General features: G+C 67.4%; 26 protein-coding genes and 2 tRNA genes. 13 read left to right on the plus strand and 15 right to left on the minus strand.

Going from position 1 to position 22050, the window contains the following annotated elements:
* The 3 genes from arsC to ASF25_RS20285 are packed head-to-tail and all read right to left on the minus strand — an operon-like array spanning window position 1 to window position 1305.
* Window positions 1-426, minus strand: a complete 426-nt coding sequence (arsC, locus tag ASF25_RS20275) for an arsenate reductase (glutaredoxin) (protein WP_018044313.1) — start codon at window positions 424-426, stop codon at window positions 1-3.
* Window positions 426-953, minus strand: coding sequence for an arsenate reductase ArsC (locus tag ASF25_RS20280; protein ID WP_018044314.1), 528 nt, complete (start codon window positions 951-953; stop codon window positions 426-428). The genes arsC and ASF25_RS20280 overlap by 1 nt, the downstream gene beginning before the upstream one ends.
* Window positions 946-1305: a metalloregulator ArsR/SmtB family transcription factor gene (locus tag ASF25_RS20285; RefSeq protein ID WP_026176011.1), complete on the minus strand. Its 360-nt coding sequence runs from the start codon at window positions 1303-1305 to the stop codon at window positions 946-948. Before ASF25_RS20285 ends, ASF25_RS20280 begins: the two co-directional genes overlap by 8 nt.
* A gap of 50 nt (window positions 1306-1355) precedes the next feature.
* On the opposite strand from ASF25_RS20285, the gene arsH reads away from it, so the two are divergent.
* The 8 genes from arsH (at window position 1356) to ASF25_RS20325 (ending at window position 10656) form a co-directional block, all read left to right on the plus strand.
* Complete coding sequence (gene arsH, locus ASF25_RS20290) at window positions 1356-2102, plus strand: arsenical resistance protein ArsH (RefSeq protein WP_018044316.1); 747 nt, start codon at window positions 1356-1358, stop codon at window positions 2100-2102.
* Window positions 2103-2950: 848 nt separating this feature from the next.
* Complete coding sequence (locus ASF25_RS20295; RefSeq protein ID WP_018044318.1) at window positions 2951-3529, plus strand: toll/interleukin-1 receptor domain-containing protein; 579 nt, start codon at window positions 2951-2953, stop codon at window positions 3527-3529.
* Between the two features lie 41 nt (window positions 3530-3570).
* A complete protein-coding gene (locus tag ASF25_RS20300) occupies window positions 3571-5175 on the plus strand; it encodes a DUF2235 domain-containing protein (RefSeq protein WP_026176012.1) in 1605 nt (534 codons plus the stop codon).
* A gap of 57 nt (window positions 5176-5232) precedes the next feature.
* Window positions 5233-7236, plus strand: coding sequence for an AAA family ATPase (locus ASF25_RS20305; protein ID WP_018044320.1), 2004 nt, complete (start codon window positions 5233-5235; stop codon window positions 7234-7236).
* A gap of 193 nt (window positions 7237-7429) precedes the next feature.
* Entirely contained in the window at window positions 7430-7858 is a 429-nt protein-coding gene (locus tag ASF25_RS20310; protein ID WP_018044321.1) for a S24 family peptidase, read from the plus strand.
* Entirely contained in the window at window positions 7855-9144 is a 1290-nt protein-coding gene (locus ASF25_RS20315; RefSeq protein WP_018044322.1) for a Y-family DNA polymerase, read from the plus strand. Before ASF25_RS20310 ends, ASF25_RS20315 begins: the two co-directional genes overlap by 4 nt.
* Window positions 9145-9298: 154 nt before the next feature.
* Window positions 9299-9841: a metallophosphoesterase gene (locus ASF25_RS20320; RefSeq protein WP_018044323.1), complete on the plus strand. Its 543-nt coding sequence runs from the start codon at window positions 9299-9301 to the stop codon at window positions 9839-9841.
* A complete protein-coding gene (locus ASF25_RS20325; RefSeq protein WP_018044324.1) occupies window positions 9838-10656 on the plus strand; it encodes a metallophosphoesterase in 819 nt (272 codons plus the stop codon). The genes ASF25_RS20320 and ASF25_RS20325 overlap by 4 nt, the downstream gene beginning before the upstream one ends.
* A gap of 563 nt (window positions 10657-11219) precedes the next feature.
* Here ASF25_RS20325 and ASF25_RS22355 read toward each other — a convergent pair.
* The 7 genes from ASF25_RS22355 to ASF25_RS20360 form a co-directional block, all read right to left on the minus strand.
* Window positions 11220-11579 carry a hypothetical protein gene (locus tag ASF25_RS22355; RefSeq protein ID WP_051439878.1) on the minus strand — a complete coding sequence of 120 codons (360 nt, stop codon included), beginning with the start codon at window positions 11577-11579 and terminating at the stop codon, window positions 11220-11222.
* Complete coding sequence (locus ASF25_RS20335; RefSeq protein WP_238206018.1) at window positions 11576-11812, minus strand: hypothetical protein; 237 nt, start codon at window positions 11810-11812, stop codon at window positions 11576-11578. Before ASF25_RS20335 ends, ASF25_RS22355 begins: the two co-directional genes overlap by 4 nt.
* Window positions 11813-11823: 11 nt before the next feature.
* Entirely contained in the window at window positions 11824-13386 is a 1563-nt protein-coding gene (locus ASF25_RS20340) for an AAA family ATPase (RefSeq protein ID WP_019904521.1), read from the minus strand.
* Window positions 13387-13452: 66 nt separating this feature from the next.
* Window positions 13453-14049, minus strand: coding sequence for a hypothetical protein (locus ASF25_RS20345; protein ID WP_018044328.1), 597 nt, complete (start codon window positions 14047-14049; stop codon window positions 13453-13455).
* Between the two features lie 133 nt (window positions 14050-14182).
* A complete protein-coding gene (locus tag ASF25_RS20350; RefSeq protein WP_018044330.1) occupies window positions 14183-14581 on the minus strand; it encodes a hypothetical protein in 399 nt (132 codons plus the stop codon).
* Window positions 14582-14679: 98 nt separating this feature from the next.
* On the minus strand, window positions 14680-15204 hold the full coding sequence (locus ASF25_RS20355) for a hypothetical protein (protein WP_018044331.1): 525 nt from the start codon (window positions 15202-15204) through the stop codon (window positions 14680-14682).
* The gene (locus ASF25_RS20360; protein WP_018044332.1) at window positions 15201-15740 is read right to left on the minus strand and encodes a hypothetical protein; all 540 of its coding nucleotides are present in this window, start codon (window positions 15738-15740) and stop codon (window positions 15201-15203) included. Before ASF25_RS20360 ends, ASF25_RS20355 begins: the two co-directional genes overlap by 4 nt.
* 269 nt (window positions 15741-16009) lie before the next feature.
* On the opposite strand from ASF25_RS20360, the gene ASF25_RS20365 reads away from it, so the two are divergent.
* The 5 genes from ASF25_RS20365 to ASF25_RS20390 all read left to right on the plus strand — a co-directional run bounded on the left by ASF25_RS20365 (window position 16010) and on the right by ASF25_RS20390 (window position 17912).
* The gene (locus tag ASF25_RS20365) at window positions 16010-16477 is read left to right on the plus strand and encodes a hypothetical protein (protein ID WP_018044333.1); all 468 of its coding nucleotides are present in this window, start codon (window positions 16010-16012) and stop codon (window positions 16475-16477) included.
* Window positions 16478-16664: 187 nt separating this feature from the next.
* Window positions 16665-16919, plus strand: a complete 255-nt coding sequence (locus ASF25_RS20375; RefSeq protein ID WP_018044335.1) for a hypothetical protein — start codon at window positions 16665-16667, stop codon at window positions 16917-16919.
* Window positions 16916-17434, plus strand: a complete 519-nt coding sequence (locus tag ASF25_RS20380; protein ID WP_238206015.1) for a hypothetical protein — start codon at window positions 16916-16918, stop codon at window positions 17432-17434. Before ASF25_RS20375 ends, ASF25_RS20380 begins: the two co-directional genes overlap by 4 nt.
* Window positions 17431-17721, plus strand: a complete 291-nt coding sequence (locus tag ASF25_RS20385; RefSeq protein ID WP_018044337.1) for a hypothetical protein — start codon at window positions 17431-17433, stop codon at window positions 17719-17721. The genes ASF25_RS20380 and ASF25_RS20385 overlap by 4 nt, the downstream gene beginning before the upstream one ends.
* Window positions 17718-17912 (plus strand): hypothetical protein, encoded by a 195-nt coding sequence (locus ASF25_RS20390; protein WP_018044338.1) that lies wholly within the window; start codon window positions 17718-17720, stop codon window positions 17910-17912. Before ASF25_RS20385 ends, ASF25_RS20390 begins: the two co-directional genes overlap by 4 nt.
* Before the next feature lie 99 nt (window positions 17913-18011).
* On the opposite strand, the gene ASF25_RS20395 is transcribed toward ASF25_RS20390, so the two are convergent.
* From ASF25_RS20395 to ASF25_RS20415, 5 genes are all read right to left on the minus strand, one after another.
* Window positions 18012-18251, minus strand: coding sequence for a hypothetical protein (locus tag ASF25_RS20395; protein WP_018044339.1), 240 nt, complete (start codon window positions 18249-18251; stop codon window positions 18012-18014).
* Window positions 18252-18433: 182 nt separating this feature from the next.
* Window positions 18434-18507 (minus strand) — tRNA-Gly (locus tag ASF25_RS20400).
* A gap of 77 nt (window positions 18508-18584) precedes the next feature.
* Window positions 18585-18668: transfer RNA gene (locus ASF25_RS20405), tRNA-Tyr, on the minus strand.
* Window positions 18669-18737: 69 nt separating this feature from the next.
* Window positions 18738-20420, minus strand: a complete 1683-nt coding sequence (recJ, locus tag ASF25_RS20410) for a single-stranded-DNA-specific exonuclease RecJ (protein ID WP_244473122.1) — start codon at window positions 20418-20420, stop codon at window positions 18738-18740.
* 226 nt (window positions 20421-20646) lie between these two features.
* A complete protein-coding gene (locus ASF25_RS20415; protein WP_056168656.1) occupies window positions 20647-22047 on the minus strand; it encodes an NAD(P)(+) transhydrogenase (Re/Si-specific) subunit beta in 1401 nt (466 codons plus the stop codon).
* Between the last annotated feature and the right edge of the window lie 3 nt (window positions 22048-22050).

The following is a 22050-nucleotide window of genomic DNA, read 5'->3' on the forward strand; positions in this document are numbered from 1 at the left end:
TCAGGCGGTGGCGACGCGGCGCCCGTGCTCGTCGACGACGCGCTCGCCGTCTTCCTTCACGAACTCGCCCTGCTGGGCCGGGAGGAGGTCGAGGACCGCCTCGGAGGGCCGGCACAGGGCAACGCCCTTCGGGCTCACCACCAGGGGGCGGTTCAGCAGGATCGGGTGCTCGGCGATGGCGTCGAGAAGCTGGTCGTCCGTCAGGCTCGGGTCCGAGAGCCCGAGTTCGGCGTAGGGCGTGACCTTCTCGCGGAGCAGAGCGCGGACGGTGACGCCAGCCCTGTCGGCGAGTTGGCGCACCAGGATCCGGTTCGGTGGCGTCTTGAGGTACTCGACCACATGCGGCTCGATGCCGGCGTTGCGGATCAGGGCCAGGGTGTTGCGGGACGTGCCGCAATCCGGGTTGTGGTAGATGACGACGTCCATCACGCGACCTCCGGGCGGGGCGAGGTGGCGCCGGCCCGCTGGCCGATCTCGCGCACCTTGGACGAGAGCGCCACGCCACTAAGGCTGTCGAGCGGCAGAGCGACGAAGGCTCCGATCCGGTTCTTCAGGTAGCGTTGGGCGGTGATGAACGCCGCCTTGCGCTGCATGTCGCTGCCTTCGACGGCTGCAGGGTCCTCGATGCCCCAGTGCGCCGTCACCGGCTGGCCGGGCCAGTAGGGGCAAGCCTCGCCGGCGGCGTTGTCACAGACCGTGAAGACGAAATCCATGACCGGCGCGTCGGGGCCGGCGAACGCGTCCCACGACTTCGAGCGCAGCCCCTCGGTCGGGTACTCCGTCTCGCGCAGAACCTGAACGGCGAGCGGGTTCACGTCCGCCTTCGGCTGGCTGCCGGCGGAAAAGGCCCGGAAACGACCCTGGCCCTCCTTGTTGAGCATGGCCTCCGCCAGGATCGAGCGAGCGGAGTTACCGGTGCAGAGGAACAGGACGTTGTAGACGCGGTCAGGCATGAGCGGTGTCTCCGGTGGGCAGGCAGCAGGCGGCGAGCGCGGCGACGGCGGGGGCGCAGACCTCGGGTCGCCCTTGGCAGCAATCGCGCATCAGAAATTGGATGAGCTCGGACAGGTCCGGGTAGGCGGCGCTGTAGATGATCGAGCGTCCCTCGCGCCGCGAGGTGACCAGCCCGGCATGGCTGAGCTCCTTCAGGTGAAATGACAGGTTGGTGCCCGAGACGCCGACCGCCTCGGCCAGCATGCCGGCCGCCATGCCTTCAGGGCCGGCGGTGACGAGCTGGCGCACGATGCGTAGGCGATGCTCCTGCCCAAGGGCCGCGAAGGCGGCGACGGCTTGCCGTTCGTCCATCATGATGTCAATATCTCAACCATCGTTGAAACGTAAAGGAACGAAGCGTCTTGGACAAGCCCCAACAGCCTTTCGCCGATGGATTGCCCAACCTCAGCGAGGAGCACTTCGTGGTCCCGGCGGCGACCGACCTTCAGGTGCAGGCACCGTTCACCCACGCCCCACGCTTCCTGATCCTGTACGGCTCGCTCCGGGAGCGTTCCTTCAGCCGCTTCCTGGCCTACGAGGCCGCGCGTCTCCTGGAGGCGATGGGAGGCGAGGTGCGGATCTACGACGCGCACGGCCTGCCGCTGCCCGACGACGCCACGGCCGATCACCCCAAGGTCGAGGAACTCCGGAACCTCTCGATCTGGTCCGAGGGCCACGTCTGGGTCAGCCCCGAGCGCCACGGCGCCATGACCGGGGTGATCAAGAGCCAGATCGACTGGCTCCCCCTGTCGGAAGGGTCGGTGCGCCCGACGCAGGGCCGGACCCTGGCCGTGATGCAGGTCTCGGGCGGCTCGCAGTCCTTCAACGCGGTCAACGGCCTGCGTGTGCTCGGGCGCTGGATGCGGATGATCACCATCCCGAACCAGTCTTCGGTCCCGATGGCCTATAAGGAATTTGACGAGGCCGGCCGGATGAGGCCTGGGCCGCTCTACGATCGGGTGGTCGACGTCTGCGAGGAATTGGTCAGGTTCACGCTCCTGACCCGCGAGCGCTCCTCCTATCTCGTTGACCGCTACTCCGAACGGAAAGAGCGAGAGCCTGAGCGCCTCAAGGCCGTCGCCGTCGACATCGGGTTCGTCAAGCGCTGAACCACTGCCCGTGGGGTGTTGGATCAAAGCCGAGTGGCCGCGAGTTGCGTTAGACAGCCCTTCGACGTCACAGCGATATTCGGTTCAGGATGGCATCCGAAGGCAAGATCGGCGGATGATCTCGCTGCCTCCGGCCGTCACATCCCCGGTTGGGGTGTGTCGTCCTCATCATCGGTCAGGTCGAGATCGACGGCCAGCCTGAGACGCGGCTCCATTCTGTCGGGCAGCACTCGGAGGATGACGACCTCAGCGTGCCCATGCCCGTCCCCCTGCACCCGATAGTACAGGACATGGGACGGCCCTCCCTTCCGTCCGGTCGCGAGTGCAACGTGGAGGGAACGCGTTTCGGGACCGAGGTTGGGCCTGGCTTTCGACGAAGGTGTATCTGATGCGTCGGCGACCATGCCAATCGCCCGGTCTATGTAGCCCACGTTAGCTTCGAGTTGGCGGGTACCGAACTCCTGGTGGGTTTCGACGAGTATGCGTTCGATATCGCTTTTCGCGGCGCTCCAGGGGTCAGAGTCGAGGGTGGCGGTCCCTGATTTTCATCGTGTGAGCGCTTCTTGAGGCGGCGGTGATCGCATCGCGGGCCCAAATCCCGCAAGCTCGGAGCGGGAGAGATCCACAGCGCAGGATGAGCGCAGGACGACTGGAACAAAACGTGTTCAGACGACATTATTCCTGAACTTGGCCGCCGCCTGGGGGGCTCATTGCGCACGAAATCCGGGCCAGGGGCCAGGAAGGCTACACCACCCAAGACGAAAGGGGCGGCGGTCGCGTGCGCCTCCAGTCCGCCAAAGCCGAGCGCACCAAAGGCGAAGACGAAGAAGCCAACGGTTCGGATCTTCGTGTCCTACAGCCACGCGAACTCAGCACAGCAGGCAAAGCTGCAGGTCCACCTGGCGCAACTGAAGCGCGACGAGGTCGAGACCTGGTTCGATGGCGACATGGAAGCCGGTGACGCACTGAACAGCAAGATCTCCCGTAAGCTTCGGGAGGCCCACGTCTTCGTGGCGTTGATGAGCCCCGAGTACATCCACAGCCACTGGTGCCAACTGGAGTACCGCCGTGCGATGGGCCGCCGGGCCAGGGGCGCAATGCGTGTGGTGGTCGTCGTGCTCCGCCATTGCGACTGGAAGGATACCGGCGCTTCGGCGCTAAAGGTGTTGCCGCGAGACGGCCGGGTGGTGAGCAACTGGCGAACCGCGGACGAGGCTTTTCACGACGTGACCCAGGGCATCCGCGGGGCGGTCAGGACGGTGCGCGCCTCGCTGGCCGAGGATGCCAAAGCGAGGCCTGCCAGGGCGGCCAGGAGCAAGGCATCCACAGGGAACGCCAAGACCGCCGGCGCTCGACGGATGAAGGGGGCCACGGGCCCGAAGCGGACCAAGGACGGTCCGCCGACGCGAAGTCGGGTTTCCGGTTGAACCATATAATTCGGGGGGCGGCCCGTGGGGTCGGAATGGGCATGCCGAAGAACATTGTCGTCTTTTCGGACGGGACCGGCCAGGAGGGCGGGCTGCGCGAGGAGCAGCGCCTCAGCAACGTCTACAAACTCTATCGCGTCTGCCGGGTTGGCCCGGACAGCGGCATCGACCCGAAGGATCAGGTGGCGTTCTACGACCCCGGGTTGGGGACCGACGGCTCAGCCACCGGGTTGCTGAGCGCCTACCGAAGGCTGCAGAAGCTCCTGTCCTCGGTGACGGGCCTCGGCATCACGAAGAACATCGCCGACTGCTACGCCTTCATCATCGACCACTACGAGCCGGGCGACCGTATCTTCCTCGTGGGCTTCAGCCGAGGAGCCTACACGGCCCGTTGCGTGGCAAACGTGCTCTTCCTGTGTGGCGTCCCGACGATTGCGCCCGGGGGCGAGTGCAAGGCCCCAAGCCTTTGGGCGGCGGTTGGCCAATGGATGAAGGAGAAGCTTCCAGGCCGGAAGCACGCGCTCCCGCCGCCGGCCGAGGCACTACCCCCCGGCAGTTACCTTCCACGGTTTCGGAAGACGACCCGCGACATCGCCAACGAGGCGGTGATGGGAGTCTACGAGTATGGCGCCGGGTCCCCTCGGGGCGACTACGACCGGGAGCGCCAGGAGCTGGCGCGTCGGTTCCGGCACCGATACGGGTCAGGCGACGACCTGAGGTCGAACGTGGCTCCTCATTTCGTAGGCGTGTTCGACACCGTCGCATCCCTCGGATCGGTCGGCGTACGGCGTTGGGGCCTCGCGGCAGGGCTGTTCGCGCTGGCCGCCGTGCTCGCCGCCGGGCCGTCGGTCGTGCTCGACCTTGCATTCCATACGGGGTTCTGGAAGCCGTTCGCGGTCGTCGCGATCCTCGGCGCGGCTTTCGTCCTGTGGCGCTGGCTTCCTACCACCATCAAGTTCATCGTGAACTCCCCCGTCAACGGCAAGACGCGCTTCAACCTCGCGCAATGGCGGTCCGGGAACTACGACAGGTTCCTCAGCGGCCACGTCGGCTACGGTCGGCACGCCCTGGCAATCGACGAGACCCGCGCCGACTTCCCCCGTGTCGAATGGGCGAAGAAGGACGCCATTCGCCAAAGGGTCGGCGACGAGCCCGATCCGCTGATCCAGATGTGGTTCGCAGGCAACCATTCCGACGTGGGCGGGAGTTATCCCGAGGTCGAAAGCCGGCTCTCCGACATCGCGCTGGACTGGATGGTCGAGGAGGCCACGACCATTCCGTATCCGCTCCTGGTCGACGGGATGGAACCGGGCAAGACGGGTACCGGGCGATTGCACCTGCACCCGGCCTTCGACGGCATGCAGCACTGCGAGGTCGCCGGGATGCGCGACACCATCGCGGGCATCGTCCCCGGCTGGCTCCTGCCATTGGCCGGCAGGCTGGGCTGGGCGGTGAAGCCACGCTACGTGCCGCCCGGGGCGCCTGTCCATGAGACCGTCTACCGGCGCTTCCGGTTGGCCGAGGTGACGCAATGCACCGGCAGGGGCCCCTACCGACCGGAGGCGCTGGCCACCCACGGGGATTTCAACGACGGATCTCCGGCCGCCCCTGCACCCGCGCAGGCTTCGGCTCCGGGCACGCCCTAACCATCATCCTTTCACATGCAGGCCTCCGCCGAGGCCGACCGGACAACGAGGTCTCGGATGAAGCTCGACAGTTTCAGGGTCACGAATTTTCGCAGCGTCGAGGATTCCGGCGAGATCACCCTCGGCGACATGGCCTGCCTCGTCGGCAAGAACGAGGCAGGCAAGACGGCACTGCTTCACGCGCTCGCCGGCCTGAAACCTCATGCGTCGACGCCTATCACGTTCGACCGTGAGCGGGACTACCCGCGGCGTTACCTGAACGAATACGAGAGGCGTCACGCGGACGACGACGCCATGGTCATCGCGACCCGGTGGACCTTGTCCGACGCCGAGATGAACGACCTCGCCGCATCTTTCGGGCCCGGCTGCCTCGCGTCGTCCCAGGTGACCCTCAGCCGGCGCTACGGTGGCGGGATCGGAGTGACCGTGCACCTCGACGAGGCCGCCTGCATGGCCTTCCTCACCGACAGGCATGGGCTAACCGAGGATGAGCGACGCGCCTTTGCGGCCTCCGGTTCGGCGGCAGCGGTCCGGAAGGCCCTGGAGGGCCTGGAGGAAATATCCGCAGCCCAACAGGCGCTACTGGATGCCCTGGAAGCCTTGCCAGGCAAATCGGTGCTCAACGCTATTGCGAGCCACGTTCGCTCGGCCTGCCCAAGCTTCATGTACTTCTCGCACTACGACCGCATGGCCGGCCAGATCCGCGTCGACGACATCGAGAGGGACGAGGATGGCGGCGTCCATCGATTTGGTCGCCGCCCGCATAGGTCGAGCGAGCCTCTCGAAGTCCCCGAGCTGGTTTTCCTCGATTTCCTGGAGTTCGCCGGGACCTCGGTCGAGGAGATCCGCGAGTCGAAGACCTACGAGTCGCTGAACGCGAAATGCGAATCCGCGTCGAACGCGATCACCGACCAACTGCGGGAATACTGGACCCAGAACCCGTTCCTGGAGATCGAGGTCAGGGTCACAAAGGCGGAGCCGAACGACCCCGCGCCGTTTGACGAGGGCGTGATCGCGCGCGCCCGCGTCAAAAACATCCTGCATCGCGTCTCGGTCCCCTTCTCGGAGCGGAGCGCCGGTTTCATCTGGTTCTTCTCGTTCCTGGTGAAGTTCGCCCAGGTCAGCAAGCAGGGCGGCAGCCTGGTGCTCCTGCTCGACGAGCCAGGGCTGACCCTTCACGGAAAGGCCCAGGCCGACCTGTTGAGGTACTTCGGCGACAAGCTGGTGCCCCACCACCAGGTGGTGTTCTCGACCCATTCGCCGTTCATGGTTCCACCCGACGACCTGACGCTCTCGCGCATCGTCGAGGACCAGATCGAACAGCGGCCGAACGGCTTCCCGACGACGAAGGGCACCAAGGTGCGCGATGACGTCCTGGCGACCGATCCGGACACGCTGTTCCCGCTCCAGGCGGCGCTGGGCTACGACGTGACCCAGGCCCTGTTTATCGGCAAGCACACCTTGCTGGTCGAGGGGCCCGGCGACCTCGTCTTCCTCAATGCGCTCTCGGCCCAGTTGAAGCGCCGCAAGCGTATCGCGCTCGATCCGCGCTGGACGATCTGCCCGGCCGGCGGCCTCGACAAGATCCAGTCGTTCGTCTCGCTGTTCAAGGGCGCGAAGCTGCACATCGCGGTGATGTCCGACAGGGCTCAGGGCGACAAGCGCAAGCTGGAGCAACTCCGGGCCGCAGGTGCGATCCCCGAGAACCGCATCATGAACTACCCCGACGTGCTCGGCCTGCCAGAGGGGGATGTCGAGGACATCTTCGACCCGGAAGTCTACCTCGCCATTGTCAACGGAGCCTACGGCCTGAAGGGCCGCGGTGTGCTGACGACCGCCAAGCTCGACAAGGAGGCGGGGGGTATTGTGCGACTGGTCAAGCGGGTGGAGGCGGCCTTCAAGCTGCTGCCTCCCGACACGCCAGAGTTCGATCACTTCACGCCGGCGGACTGGCTTATTCGCAATCCCGCCGTTCTGGACGAAAAGACCCCCGCCATCGAGGCCACCCTGGACAATGCGGAGAAGGTGATCCGGGCGATCAACGGCGCCCTGCCTACGTAGTCCACCCCTACCGTCCGTGGCATCCCTTCGCGGACGGCGGGTGCATGAACCGCCTCTATCGCGGGAGACGGGTTTTCCCCACTCCACCATCGGCGGGACCTCATCGAATTGTGGCTTCGCACCCAAGCGTAGCCGCTATACGGAACCGGCCAAACGTGTTCTGCTTTTGTTCCTGGACTCTTGGAGGAGCACCATGCAGATCACTGGCATAAACATCGGCTTTTCCATGCCGGTGTCCCTTCTCGCCAAGCCTGTCCAGGCCGGCTTCCCGAGTCCGGCCGACGACTTCATCGAGGAAGAGATCGACCTCCAGCGCCTACTGATCGTCAACCGCCCGGCCACCTTCCTGGTCCGGGTCGCCGGCGACAGCATGATCCTAGCCCGCCTGTTCGACGGCGACCTCGCCGTCGTCGACCGCTCGCTCACCCCGCGCAACGGCGACATCGTCGTTGTCGACATCGACGGCGAGCGATCCTTCAAGGTCTGGAAGCGCCAAGGGCCGCGCATCTCGCTGCACTTCGCCAACCCTCGCTTCCCCGAGTTCCAACTCTCCCCCGACGCTGTCATTGAGGTCTGGGGCGTCGTCTCCGGGTCCGTCTGTGCGAAGCGCCGCTGCGAATGAGCGCCCGGGCCTACGCGCTCTCCGACGGCAACTCGTTCTACTGCTCGTGCGAGCGGGTCTTCGATGCTCGGCTGGCGAAGGTGCCGGTGATCGTGCTGTCCAACAACGATGGCTGCGCGATTGCCCGGACCAACGAGGCCAAGGCGCTCGGCATCCGGATGGGCGAGCCCTGGTTCAAGATCCGGGACATGTGCCGGCAGCAGGGTGTCCAAGTCTACTCCTCGAACTACGCCCTTTATGGAGACATGTCGGCCCGGGTGAACGCGGTCTACCGGGACTTCTCGCCCCGCATCGAGATTTACTCCATCGACGAGAGTTTTCTCGACATCTCCGACGTGCGCAACCAGGACCGGGCGTCCTTATGCAGGGACATGCGGGCGACCGTACGGGCCTGGACGGGCATCCCCACCTGCGTCGGCATCGGGTCGACCAAGACGTTGGCCAAGCTCGCCAACCACATCGCCAAGAAGGTACCCGAGCTCGAAGGGGTCTGCGACCTGACCGACCCGGAGCAGTACGACCACTGGATCATCCGCATCCCGGTGGGCGACATCTGGGGTGTGGGGCCGGCAAACGCCCGGCGCCTGGAAGCCCTGGGATGCGACAGCGCCGCCGATGTCCGCGACTTCGACCCACGCGTCGCCCGCAAGGCCATGACAGTCGTGGGCGAGCGCCTCGTCCACGAGCTGCGGGGTATGGCCTGCCTAGACCTGGAGACGGTAGCCGCCACCCGTAAGGGATGCGCCGTCACCCGGTCGTTCTCCGAGCGCGTCGAGGATCGCGCCACCATGGAGCAGGCCGTCGCCACCCATGCCTCCAGACTCGGCGAGAAGCTCCGCCGCGAGGGGTTGGCGACCAACCACGTGACGGTCTTCTTCCACACCTCGGAGCATGACCGCGACCGGCCTCAACGCTCGGTCTCGACCGTCGTGACGCTCCCCGAGGCGACCAGCGACACTCTCGCCCTGGTGAAGGCCGCCACCCACGGCGTCCGGAAGACCAGGCGGGACGGGTTCCGCTATTCCAAGGCCGGGGTGGTCACCACCGACCTGATGCCGCTGGCCGCATCGCAGCGTGCGATGCCGGGCTTGGGCCAACTCGACCGCGAGATGGGAGCCGCCCTGATGGAGGCGCTCGACGCCTGCAATCGCCGCTTCGGACGAGGCGCCGTCGTCCCGGGCGCCGCCGGGTTCGCCCCGAACCGCGAATGGTCGACCAAGTTCAAGATGCGGTCGCCCCGTTACACGACCCGCCTCGACGAGATTCCGATAGTCGCCGCGGCCTGACAAGCTTCTCACGCCCCTTGCGTTCGGGGACCGGCCAGGCGATCACGCGGAAGCTTCAAGGATAGTAACGATGAAACGCATGGCGCCGCCCCCGACCGACTAATCCCGGAGAGCGATGCCGCGCGCGAAGCCTCCGCAATTGCGAGAGGCTAAAATGCCAAAGGTACATTTTACGGCCGACAGCCACGTTGGCCATCAAGCTCTCATCCTCAGCCCGAGGATGCAGACCCAGCGACCGTTCGCTTCGCTTCACGAGCACGACGAGACCCTGGTCGAACGTTGGAACGCCGTCGTCCACCCGGATGACACGGTCTGGCACCTGGGCGACTTCGCATACCGGTGCACCGAGACTTATGCGCTCGCGATTTTCCTACGCCTTAACGGTCGCAAGCTCCTGATCCGTGGCAACCACGAGCGGATCGGTGAACGCCTCCCCTGGGCCGAGCCCGTCCGGGACGTGGCGATGATCGCCCTGCCGGACCCGGCGGGCGTGATGCGCTCCATATGGCTGAGCCATTACCCTCATGTGAGCTACCCTCGCTCCCACCGGGGTGGCCTTCACCTGCATGGGCATTCCCATGGTTCGGTCCCGGGCACGGCGACGCGTGCCGATGTCGGCGTGGATTGCTGGGACTGGGCCCCGGTGACGTTGGACCGGATCCTGGCGCGCTTGGCGACGAACGGAGCGGGGTCATGACTGCCCCTGGCCTTCGCCTATGGGTGTTCTCGGACCTGCATCAGGACTGGAAGGAGAATGCTTGGGACCCTGCCGCGCATGCGCCGGCGGGTGGTTTCGACGTGGCCGTCGTGGCCGGTGACGTGCACATGCCCCTGGTTCGGGCGCTGGACTGGCTCGGCGACCACTTGTCCGGCGTGCCGGTGGTCTACGTGCCAGGCAATCACGATTTTTGGTGGGACCGGGGTGAGGAACGCTACACGATTCACGACCAGTTGACCCGGGGGCGTGAGCGGGCGGACGCGCTCGGCATCCATCTCCTGCTCGACGACGCGGTCATCATCGACGGCGTTCGGTTCGCCGGCGGTACCCTATGGACGGACTTCCGCCTGGGGTCGTTCAACCTGAACCACGGTATCCGGACCGCCCAGGGGCGTGGTGGGATGGTCGATTACCGCCGGATCCGCACGGGTCCGAGGTCGCGCAATCGCATCAAGCCCGAGGAGGTGCTTGCGATGCACCGGGTCACCCGTGGCTTTATCGAGAACACCCTGGCCGTCAGCCACCCCGGTCCCACGGTGGTGGTGACCCATCACGCCCCGCACCCGGCGAGCCTTCCACGGAGCGACGCGGACCTACGGTGGTGCGATGCTTCCGACCTGACTGACGTCATCCTGGACCAAGGACCGGACGTCTGGGTCCACGGTCATGTCCATTATGCCTCCGATTACCGGGTGGGCCGGACGCGGGTGGTCTGCAACGCAAGGGGGCATTCAGATGAGCGAACCAGGTTCAGACATGGGCTCGTTGTTGAGGTCGCCCATTACATTCCTTGACCAGCCCCCTCGACGGATCCCAGGACAGGCCACAGTAGCCTCTCAGTCGGCTCGGTCCAAAATAACGGTCAGGTCACGGCATTCCGGACCTAAAAAATTCCCGAACGGGATACGGGCCTTGCGTTAACCGGGAGGCGCGGGGGGGGCTGTATCAAGGTGACCCAAACGGCCTGTCGACCCGGGGGCGCCCAGGCATTTTGCCGCCAGCGACCCTCGGAATAGGTAATTTGCCGTCCGCCCAGGCGTTTTGCCGCCCGCCCGCCTCCCGACAGGCGTTTTGCCACCACCGCCCCGGCCGGGCCGTTAACGCTTGGGCTACATAAGGTCCACGTTCGCGCATCCCTCCGGGTCCTGGCACCGGCCGAGGCGGACCAGCCCAGTCGAGTAGCAGTACGCCCATCCCGCCGCCGCATCGAAAGCCTGGACGGTCGACGTCGTTAGGCCCGTCCCGTCGGGGAACTTGTCATGCCCGTAGACCGTCCCGGTGAGCACGGTGCCATCCGCGGACCGGTTGTCGGGCTGTATGATCCAGTCGTGAAACAGGGGACGGTCGCCGAGCTCAGTCAGGTCGAAGCGGCTGCCTGGGTACCGGTTTCGCTGTGCCATGCCCTGCCGTCCTCGTCGAAGAAAATTGAGGCGGCCGCCACGACGGGCCGACCGCATTCGTCAGTGAAATGACCGGCAAGGAACGGCCGGTAATAGAATCTGACGGCCCTCGCGGGGACGCCTGCATGCGGGACGAGGGTGCCCTTGATCCACGCGTGAACCTCGCGATTGCCGGTGGGGATAACCCGGGCCCGCGACCCTGGCCGGACGACCATCACGGCGTCGGCCAGGGTTACGGTTTGGGCGTGGGCGACGACGCGGCCGCGTTCACGGACGGACCAGCAGCCGCGGGTCAGATTCCGGTAGACGTCTGTCATCGCGCTTCAAGGCGATCCTCAGGGATCGGGATGAGGCGGCCGCATGCCACGACGGCCGCGTTGGCGGCGGCGAGGCCCTCAGACAAGGTGACCTGGCGTGTCGCGACACAGCGGGCCATATGTCCGACGTACTCATCAAGCACGACCCCGACGCGGTGATCGACCGTGCCGGCGAGGCGATGGGCTCGGATGGACGAGCGGAGGTAGTCCCAGACGGGGGCGTGCGTGGTCATCGTCACCCTCTTCAATGCCGGGCCGCGAGGGTCTCGCGACCGGCGAGGACGGTGTCGACGAGACGCTGGAGACGTCGGACGCTACCCCCACTCCAGTGCTCCGCGATGAGCCCGAGCTCGTCGCCGTCGAGGTCCGGGAGCCACGACGCATCCGTCCCCCTCTCGCGCCGGGCGTCCCCCACGATCCCCCGTGCGAGGGCAGGTAGGTCGGCAAGCGTGGGCTCGGGCATCTGGAAAACTCGGAAGCGGTCCAGCAGGGGCCGGGGCATGCCCCTAGTCCCGTTAGCCGTCGCCAGGAACGTGATGCCCGAGAGATCGGTCGCGCACTCCAGGTAGGGGTCCCTGTAGTCCTCGGCATGATCCAGCATGGGCAGGAGCCCGTCGAGGAGATTGCCGTTCGTCATGCTGGTGCCGGCCTTCTCGATCTCGTCGAGGACCACCGCCACCGTCGCGAGGCTCTCTTGCCGGATCGTCTGAAGCGGCACCGAGGCCCTGCCGGATGACCACTGCCGGGAGGTCCCGATGAACGAGGCGTCCGCCACACCCGAGCACGAGTAGACCGTGCTTGGGAGGCCCAGCGCGGTGGCCAGGCTGGTGGCCAGTCGCGTCTTGCCGGAGCCCGGGGGCCCGACGAGCAGGATGGGTGGAAGCCGGGCGAATGACCTACCGACGAGTTGGTTCAGGATGCGCTCGATGAGCGATGCCGCGTGCGGGTACTGATCGACGAGATCCCGACGCGCGGCCGCGAGATCGGGCACCGGCCGGCGCGGGAGAGTCACCCCCGCGATAGGCGCCCACTCCGCGCGGGGCGTGGTCCCGCCGCTGCTACGTGCGCCGTCCTTCGCGGACCCCGGCAGGTGCTCGACGCTGCGCACGACGAGGAGCCCGGCGCCCGCTGCCTCCGGCAGATCGTCCTCGTCTTGATCGCGGGGATCGAAGCCGGTGTCGTCCCGGACGGGGCCGCGCTTGACGTTGTTGGGCCACTCTACCTTCACGACCGACCGGGCAATGATCTGTAAGGCGGTCAAACCGTCCCCCTGGCGGCGGGCCGACCGGGGCTCGCGCCTGGGTGCCCACTGCTCTCCATCGCAGTACGCGGCGATGCTCATCATCTCGGCATGCGTTCGGAGGAGATTTCCCAGTCGTAGGTCGGTATGCCCGCCCGCCATGGCGATCTGCCAGACCCTGACGGCACACCGCAGGGCACAGACGTGGTCGCCCAAAAAAGCTTGGTAATAGACGCACCTCGTCGACCAATCGGCATACGTGTCGCGGTCGTTCTGCCCCAGCTTGAGGTCCTCCGAGGCATCGTCGCACACGCTCTCAGCATGCGAGAGCGACGAGAGCGACACGCGGCACGACGACAGCTTCTCAAGCGCGGCACGCACGGGGGGGGGCAGGTCCGGCAGGTCGAGCAGGATGCCGGTCGACCAGTGGATCGTATCCGCGAGCGGGTCGCAGTCGAGGAAATCCAGGCCCTGATCGAGCCAGTCTACGGACGGGGGATGATTGGGTGCGAACGGATCGCTGGCAGGCGCACGGGGGCGCGCACCCCGAGGGGGGGTCTTCGTCATGGCCGGGTTTCTCCAGACGCCCTGTCAGAGACAGGGCTTCAGGGTGCCAGCCATACACACGAATCGTTAACGGAGCGTTGCCTTGAGCGCGGCCGTCCGGGCCCGGGCCGCGGCCGTCTCCCCCTGCATCGTGGCGACCATCCCGAGCGCACGGTCGAGGATCTCCTCACAGCGCTGCCCGAGGGCCTCGCGACCCTGGGCGGAGAGCGGCCCTGGGCCGGTCTCGCCCATTCCATGGGAGATGACGTGCTCGTCCCAAAGGTACGCGACTGCTTGGAGCATATACCCGGTGGCCCTCGGGTGTGCGGTTGCGGCCGCCCGGCCGAGCATGTCCAGGAGGGGCGCCGGGAGACCATGGGAGATGAGGCGGCCGCGTGCCAGGGAGCGCACGTTTAGGCCCGAGGCCAGGCTCAGGGGCCCCACGAAATCAGGTCCGAAGACCCTTTTGGCCACTCGCTCGATCTCGGCGTGGAGGGCCTCCGAGATCTCCGCATGATCCACCGGCTGGCCATCGATCAGGGCCTGCCGGCCATCGTAGGACAGCAAAGGCCCCGCCGGGGGGGCGGCCCCCGCGAGGTTGGAGAGCGGCGAGCCCGAGACGTACCCGACGGCGTGCCCAACGGCGGGGGTCCCAGCCGGGACGGGGTAGAGCGTTATGCGCACGGGAGAAGGTCCTGGGTGGGGCCGGCCAGGTAGATCACGTCAACGCAGAACCGGCCGGGATGGTCATTCGCGACGGGCCACATGCCAAGGCGCTGCCCCCATGTGTACCCCCTGATGATGATGGTGGTGCCCCTCATGACGCCACCCGCTTCAGGCAACGCGGGCAGGTCGCAGGGACGCCTTCGACGTCGCCCCATCCGACGGAACGCCGGCCCGGCGTGGCACCGCACAGCGCGCTCCCGGCCCCGCCCATCGGGCCGCAGCCGTCCTCGGAGACGATATGGTACAGGCGGCCGCGGTCGCGCTCACCGCCGTTGCTCAGGCGTCCGAGCATCTGTGCCGAGCGCCACGCGGAGCCGTCGGGGAGGACATACCGGGGGGCGGCCGTGAGGAATGCCTGGCGCTCCTCGGCCTGGCGGACCTGCCTGGCTTTCTCCTCAGCCTGGTACTGGGCAGCGGCCGCAGCCCGTTCCTCCGGCGAGGGGCCGGGGCCGGCGCGCACCATCGCCACCATTCGGTCGATAATCAACATGTGGGGTTCCCTGCTGTACCGGGCAGCTTGTGGGCAAGCCGCTTCTGGTATTGTCCTATCTATACTGACAATCATTACTCTTCAAGGGTAGCGCGTCGTCAACGGCTAGTAGTGTCGGTGAGCGTCATGAGTCTGCGGATCATCCTGTCCTGGGCCGCGCCACGGCCGTCGCACCAGCCGTCGAAGGTAGACCGTGAGACCTGCAGGGCGTCGGCCGCGGCGTCGCGCCCGCCGCGTGTCTTGGCCCATGCCTTTAGACACTCCGACAGGGGGCGGGCGTCCTTTTCCCAGTCCGGTGCGGCCTTGGGCTTGGACGCCGGCGCGGGGGAGTACACTGCGCTTTTCGCATCGTATGCGTTAGCCCAAGGGTCAAGCCGGGGGTCGTCGGGACCGATGCGGCCCGCCCCGAGAGGCTTGTCGAACCGCGAGAACCACGTCGCGGCGTTCCCGTCGCCGGTCGCATCCCGGGGAGGCTTGAACACCGCGGCGACCGGTTGCCCGATGAGGTCCTCGCGCCCGAGCAGGAGGCGATAGGCGTCAATGGCTGCGTCGGGCGAGCCGTAGCTCGCCCTCTCCAGAAGCTCGCCGCCATCGTGTGCGCGTAGTCGGACCATCCAGGTCATGAGCGGATACTCTCCAGGATGTCTTTGACCATGTCGTTGGCGTTGCAGCGCTTGTTGCCGCTGTTGCAGAACCCGCCGTACGCCCAGAAGGCCTCGCCGGCATCCGTCTCGGTGTACGTGCCGTGTCCGGTTCCCTTGCGCAGGATGAAGAGTTTGATTGGACCCTTGCGGTCGTCAGACCACATGCCGCTCGTCTCCATCTTGATGTAGTCGCGGACCTGCGCGCCGTCGGGCGAGGTCCAGCGCTCGACGGAGACGATGGTGTAGAGGGCCTCACCACCCGCAAGCGCAAGGGAGGCGGTCTTGCCGACGAGGGCCTTGGCGAGGCCCTCGGTGGTGGTGAGGTCGGCCGGCGCGACGGCCTGGGCCTGCTGCTGCTGGACGGGCTGGGCGACCATGCGGGCCTCGGCCCAAGCCTGCCGGAACGCGGCGCCGAGCGCGGCACGGACGGCGGTGCCGGCGGAGGCCGCGGCTTCGCGGGCGATCCGCCAAGCATTCCTCAGGAGGGCGGAACGGTCGATTTTGGTGGTGGTCATCGGGTGGCTCCATCATCGGCCCGGATCGCCCCGGGAGGCCTCGGCTTGCGCCGGTGATCTAAATGTACCGCAATTTGCGGTAGTCGCAAGGCCTCCACGAGAGAATTCTTTACGCCCGATGAGGCCGTGTCGCGCGTCGTAAACCGCGATGGCGTTCTCGATGGGCCATCCGGACGGCCCGTCCGGTTTCCCTCTAGGCGAATCTGCGGGAGCTGCTTCGATCGTCTCTGAAGCGATCTCGCGAACGCGAGACAGGGACCCGGACCAGCATGCCCACAGAGATCGAGATCCGAGAGTTCGCCCGGCTGTATGCCGGCATGACACCCGAGCAAGTGGCGGCCCATGAAACGTGGGTCGCCAAGTACCGGCTGGAGATGGCCGAGGAGATTGCGCAGCGAGCGGTCGCGGCACAGGAGCGCCGTGACGCCCTCCGGGCAATGAGCGATGCCGACGTCGTCGAGCAGACCGTCAACGCTTACAGCGACGCCGACTTCGACCCGGCGCCCGCCCTGCAGGTCCTGCAGTATGCCGGGTTCATCCGCCGGCGAGATCTCCACGAGGCCGTCTCGCGTGTGAAGACCGTCATCAAGGAGTTCGATCTCGCGACCGCAGGGCATCATCTCTACGGCGTCCCCGGGATCCGCCATGACCTGTATCGGGTCCTCGATTTCCTGACCGGCGAGGACCACTCGGGCTGCACCCCGAACCCCGCTCCATTTCGGGGGGCCCAGTCATGAGGCGGTCCACAATCGACGAGATCGCCCTCGGGGCTGCTCGTGGGGTCGAGCGGATCATCGCAGAGGAGCACCCCGGCGGGGCCCCCCAGCGGCAGGCCAAGGTGCAGGTCATGTTCGCGGACTGGATCAGGCACGCCGTCCTCCGCGAGGTCAGGAATGACCGGCGCCGTGTTTCGAGGAGGTCCTCATGATCAGGACCTCCTCGCCTCGCGACGGGTTCGACCTCTGGTTCCTGTTCATCGGCATCGCCATCGCCGCGGCCGTCCTGCTCACGATCCTGCAGGCCCTCTCGCAGGCAGCGGATCCCGCGTGGTCCAACCAAGGCGGCGTCCGGGTCTGGACGGACCCGGCGACCGGGTGCCGGTACACCCAAGCCGAGACTGGCATGCAGCCGCTCGTGGGACCGGACGGGCGCCCCGATTGCCTGAGGAGGCCGCAGTGAACGGTCGGGGCATGCAGAGCTACCGGGTCAAGGCAACCGACTGGCGCCGCATGCCCGGACAGGGGACCGTCGTCCTGATCAGGGCACCTTTCGACCGCCACGCCGTCGGCGACGTCATCACGATCTATACCGAGGGCGTTGGGGAAGATGCCGGTCGGGAGACCGCCGGGCACTGGAAGGTCACGGGCAAGGAGGGATCGGTCGGGTTCGCCATGAGCGCCCTGATAGTCCGGCTGGCGAAGCTTGAGGAGGTCCACTCGCCCGAGCCGGACCCGACGACCATGTCCGAGGCCGACCGTCTGAAGGAGGCGGCGCGCCAGATCTACGCCATCACCGGCCACCTGGCCGGGTGCATCGGTCTGGAACGGAACGGCGTCAACGAACTCCGGGACAAACTCTACCGCCTCAAGGCCACCATCGTCGGTATCGAGTTCGAACCTGATTGCGAACATCGCTGGGACTGGCCGGACGGCACCACTCGGCACGGGCGGCCGCCGGAAGGAGACAGGGCATGATCGAGCGCATGATGAACCCGACCATCACCCTCACCCGCAAGCACTTCGCGACCGAGGAGGACTGGCAGCGCGCCATCCGCGAGGGAGGCACCTTCACGCTCGCCGGCGGCATCAGGGTTCACCTCACCCTGGGCGAGGAGATGGACCTCGATGACGACTGGGGCGTGAACCTTGGCGAGCCAGTCGCGAAAGTTTCCATCTCTGGCAGCCATGACGTGGAGGTGACCACCTACACCGAGGAGGTCACCTTCCATCCCGATGGCAGCTATTCGCGGAGGCTGGGATGACCGAGTCTGACGAAGTCATGCAGCAGACCTGGTGCTGCCTCACGTGCTCCGCGAAGTTCCGGTGGGGGGAGGTCCGGATGGCGGCGGGCGGCCTGCACTGCCCGCGATGCGATGCCGTCTCGCTCCACCCGGCCGGGGGCGAGGTCCGGGTGCTTGATGGGTACGACGGCGAGATCGGGACCCTGAACTGATGGCCCGCCCCGAACGTGTAAAACGATTCCCAAATCGCGTTTGTGGAATCGTTTTACACGTTCGGGGCGGCCCAAAGCGAAAGGGCCCGGGTTCTTCGATCAAGGCAGGAGCGCTGCACGAGCCTCGGCCACCAGGGCGTTCCACCGCTCGACCTCCGGGCGGACCGGATCACCGGCGCTACGGGGCGTCCATCCCACGCGGCCGCGCCGGACGATGCCCCTGGCACCACAATCCGTGCAGCGCACGAACCGGGAAAGGCTGCCAACGGCGATGAGGTCGTGAACCGGATCAGGGTGGCGGTCGTAGAGGCGGGCCGGGGTGTGGGTGCAGCGGGGCATGGCGATCTCTTTCGATCACCATCATTCGTGCGAGCGGGTCCGAGTTCGACAAGGAAACTTGCGCCCGATACCGATTCGTCTGCGGTATCCATGCGGTATCCACCGCCCAGGCAAACAGCCACTGGATACCGCGCCCCTGCCCTATCGGGCTGAGGTTGCTAGTCTTTTCGGGAAGGGGGGAGTGGAGCGGGTACCGGGAATCGAACCCGGGTATTCAGCTTGGAAGGCTGCTGCTCTACCATTGAGCTACACCCGCATCGACGATCGTCCGACACGATCACCGAAGGTCGAGACAGGGAGCCGGAAACGTCGCTCGCGATCTCGTCAGACGTTTGGTGGGGGAAGTAGGACTCGAACCTACGAAGCTTACGCAGCGGATTTACAGTCCGCCCCCTTTGCCGCTCGGGACATTCCCCCAAACCGCTGCCCGTGGGCAGCGCGCGGGTCCTTATGATGAGGCCCCGCGCGGGTGTCAACGGGGATCGCTCAATCGATCGGCGCGAGGTCGCAAATCCGGACCTGGGCACGGTCGGCCCCACGCCAGGTGTCCACCGCCAGGGTTCCGGCGACGTGGAATTCACGACCGATACCGGCGAGGATGGCCTGACCGAGGGGGCCCTGTGCCGCGCGGAAGCAGATGGCGCCCACGGCCTGACCGTCGCGGCTGCGCAGGCGCGCCCGGACGTGGCCGTTGCCGACGATGCCGGCGTCGACGATGCGGTGGCGCGGCAGGGCGAAGATCGGTTCGGGTGCGCCCGAACCGAACGGGCCGGCGCGCTGGAGCAGGCGGACCATTTCGGCCGTGGCTCCGCCCGCGCTCACGGTGCCATCGAGGAGGAGCGCCTCGACGGCACGGGCCGCGCCGACGGCTTGCGCCAGATCCGACCCGAGGTAGGCCGCGAACGCCGCCGTGTCCGGCCCCGCCAGGGTGACGCCGGCCGCCATGGCATGGCCGCCGCCCTTGAGGGCGAGGCCCGCATCCACCGCCGCGCGCACGGCCCGGCCGAGGTCGGCACCGGGGATGGAGCGGCCCGAGCCCGTGGCGGTGCCGTCGGGCCGGAGCGCGAAGGCGAAGGCCGGGCGGCCGAAGCGTTCCTTGAGGCGTGCGGCGATGAGGCCGACGACGCCCGGATGCCATTCTGCCGAGGCCGCCACCAGGACCGGGCGCTCAGGGTCGCCCGTGAGCGCGTGGTCCATGTCGGCTTCGGCCGCCGCCACGGCCTGGGCCTCGATGGCCTGGCGCTCGCGGTTGAGACGGTCGAGTTCGGCGGCGATACCGGCGGCTTCCGCCGCGTCGTGGGTGGTGAGCAGGCGGGCGCCGAGGCCCGCATCTCCAATGCGGCCGCCGGCGTTGATGCGCGGACCGACAAGGTAGCCGAGGTGCCAGGCTTCCGGCGCTTCGCTCAACGCGGCGGCGTCCAGAAGGGCGGCGAGGCCGATGCGTCCGCGTCCGCGCATCACCTTCAAGCCCTGCACCACGAAGGCGCGGTTGAGGCCCGTCAGGGGCACCACGTCGGCGACCGTGGCCAGCGCCACGAGATCGAGGGCGGCGGCGAGGTCGGGGAGGTCCGCCACGCCGTCCCGGCGCAGGCGCCGGTTCAGGGCCACCAGGGCGAGGAACACCACGCCCGCCGCGCAGAGGTGGCCGAGACCCGACAGGTCGTCGAGGCGGTTGGGGTTCACCACGGCGCGGGCGGGCGGCAGGGTCTCGGGGGCGCCGTGATGGTCGAGGACGATGACGTCGAGGCCGAGGGCTTCGGCCGCCTCCAGGGGGGCGTGGCCGCTGGTGCCGCAATCGACGCAGACGAGGAGGGTGGCGCCGGCCTCCCACAGGGCGGTGACGGCGGCGGCGTTCGGCCCGTAGCCCTCGGTGATGCGGTCGGGGATGTGGATGCGGACCTCGAGGCCGAAGCCGCGCAGATAGGCGGCCAGGAGCGCGGCGCTGGCGGCGCCATCGACGTCGTAATCGCCGAAGATCGCCACGGTCTCGCGGGTCGAGACGGCTTGGGCGAGGCGGTCCGTCGCGGCCGCCATGTCCACGAGGCAGTCCGGATCCGGCATCAGGTCGCGCAGGCGCGGGTTGAGATGCGCGTCCGACTCCGCCGGGCGGATGCCGCGCCCCGACAGCACCCGGGCGAGGAGGTCCGGCAGGCCGTGGGCCTGGGTCATGGTGGCGGCGTAGGCCTGGAGCACCGGATCGGCGCAGCGGTCGTGCCACGGCCGTCCGAGGACTGAGCGGGTGACGTCGAGGAAGGCGCGGGGGATCTCGGCTGACACGGGGCGACCCTACTCCAGCCCGGCCGGCCCGAACTGCACGAAAACGACGACGGGGCCGGCGATGGACGCCGACCCCGTACGCTGTCCTGGCGGCGCGGGCGAGGCCCGCGCCAGGGGTTCAGAGGTTCTTGACGATGGAGTCGACGACCTTCTTGGCGTCGCCGAACAGCATCATGGTGTTGTCGCGGAAGAACACCTCGTTCTCGACGCCGGCGTAACCGGAGCCCATGCCGCGCTTGATGAACAACACGGTCTTGGCTTTCTCGACGTCGAGGATCGGCATGCCGTAGATCGGCGAGGCCTTGTCCGTCTTCGCCGCCGGGTTGGTGACGTCGTTGGCGCCGATGACGAAGGCGACGTCGGCCTGCGGGAAGTCGCCGTTGATGTCCTCGAGCTCGTGGACCTCGTCATAGGGCACGTTGGCTTCGGCGAGCAGCACGTTCATGTGGCCCGGCATGCGGCCGGCGACGGGGTGGATGGCGTACTTCACGTCGACGCCCTCCTTCTTGAGCATGTCGACCATCTCGCGGAGCGAATGCTGGGCCTGGGCCACCGCCATGCCGTAGCCCGGCACGATGATGACGCGCTCGGCGTTCTTCAGGATGTAGGCCGCGTCGTCCGCCGAGCCCTGCTTGACCGGACGGGTCTCCACGGCTCCTCCGGCCGCGCCTGCCGCGGCATCACCGCCGAAGCCGCCGAGGATCACGGAGATGAACGACCGGTTCATCGCCTTGCACATGATGTAGGACAGGATCGCGCCCGAGGAGCCGACGAGGGCGCCGGTCATGATGAGCGCGAGGTTGCCCAGGGTGAAGCCGATGCCGGCCGCCGCCCAGCCCGAGTAGGAGTTCAGCATCGACACGACGACGGGCATGTCGGCGCCGCCGATGGGGATGATCAGCAGGCCGCCGAGAGCGAACGACAGCAGCACGATGACCCAGAACACCAGCTTGCTCTCGGTGCCGATGAACACCGCGATGAGGCCGACGAGGGCGATGGCCAGGGCGATGTTGAGGGCATGGCGCTGGGGCAGCATGATCGGCTTGCCGGACATGCGCCCGTCGAGCTTGGCGAAGGCGATGACGGAGCCCGTGAAGGTGATGGCGCCGATGGCGACACCGAGCGCCATCTCGAACAGCGACTCCTTGTGGATGTGGCCGTTCTCGAGGATGCCCACCGCCTGCGGTGCGTAGAGGGTGCCGGCCGCACCCGCCACGGCCGCGAGGCCGACGAGGGAGTGGAAGGCCGCCACGAGTTGCGGCATGGCCGTCATTGGCACGCGCTTGGCAATGACGGCACCGGCGCCGCCGCCGATGCCGAGGCCCAGGAGCACGAGGATCCAGGCGCCGAATCCCGCTGGCGGATGGCCGACGAGGGTGGTGAGGACGGCGAGCCCCATGCCGACCATGCCGTACAGGTTGCCCTGCCGGGAGGTGGTCGGGTGCGAGAGCCCCCGCAGCGCCATGATGAACAGGACGCCGGAAACGATGTAGAGGAGTGCCGAGACGTTCTGGGACATCGT

Origin of the sequence: Methylobacterium sp. Leaf100, from assembly GCF_001422845.1 — a bacterium.
In the GTDB taxonomy this organism is placed as follows: Bacteria; Pseudomonadota; Alphaproteobacteria; order Rhizobiales; family Beijerinckiaceae; genus Methylobacterium.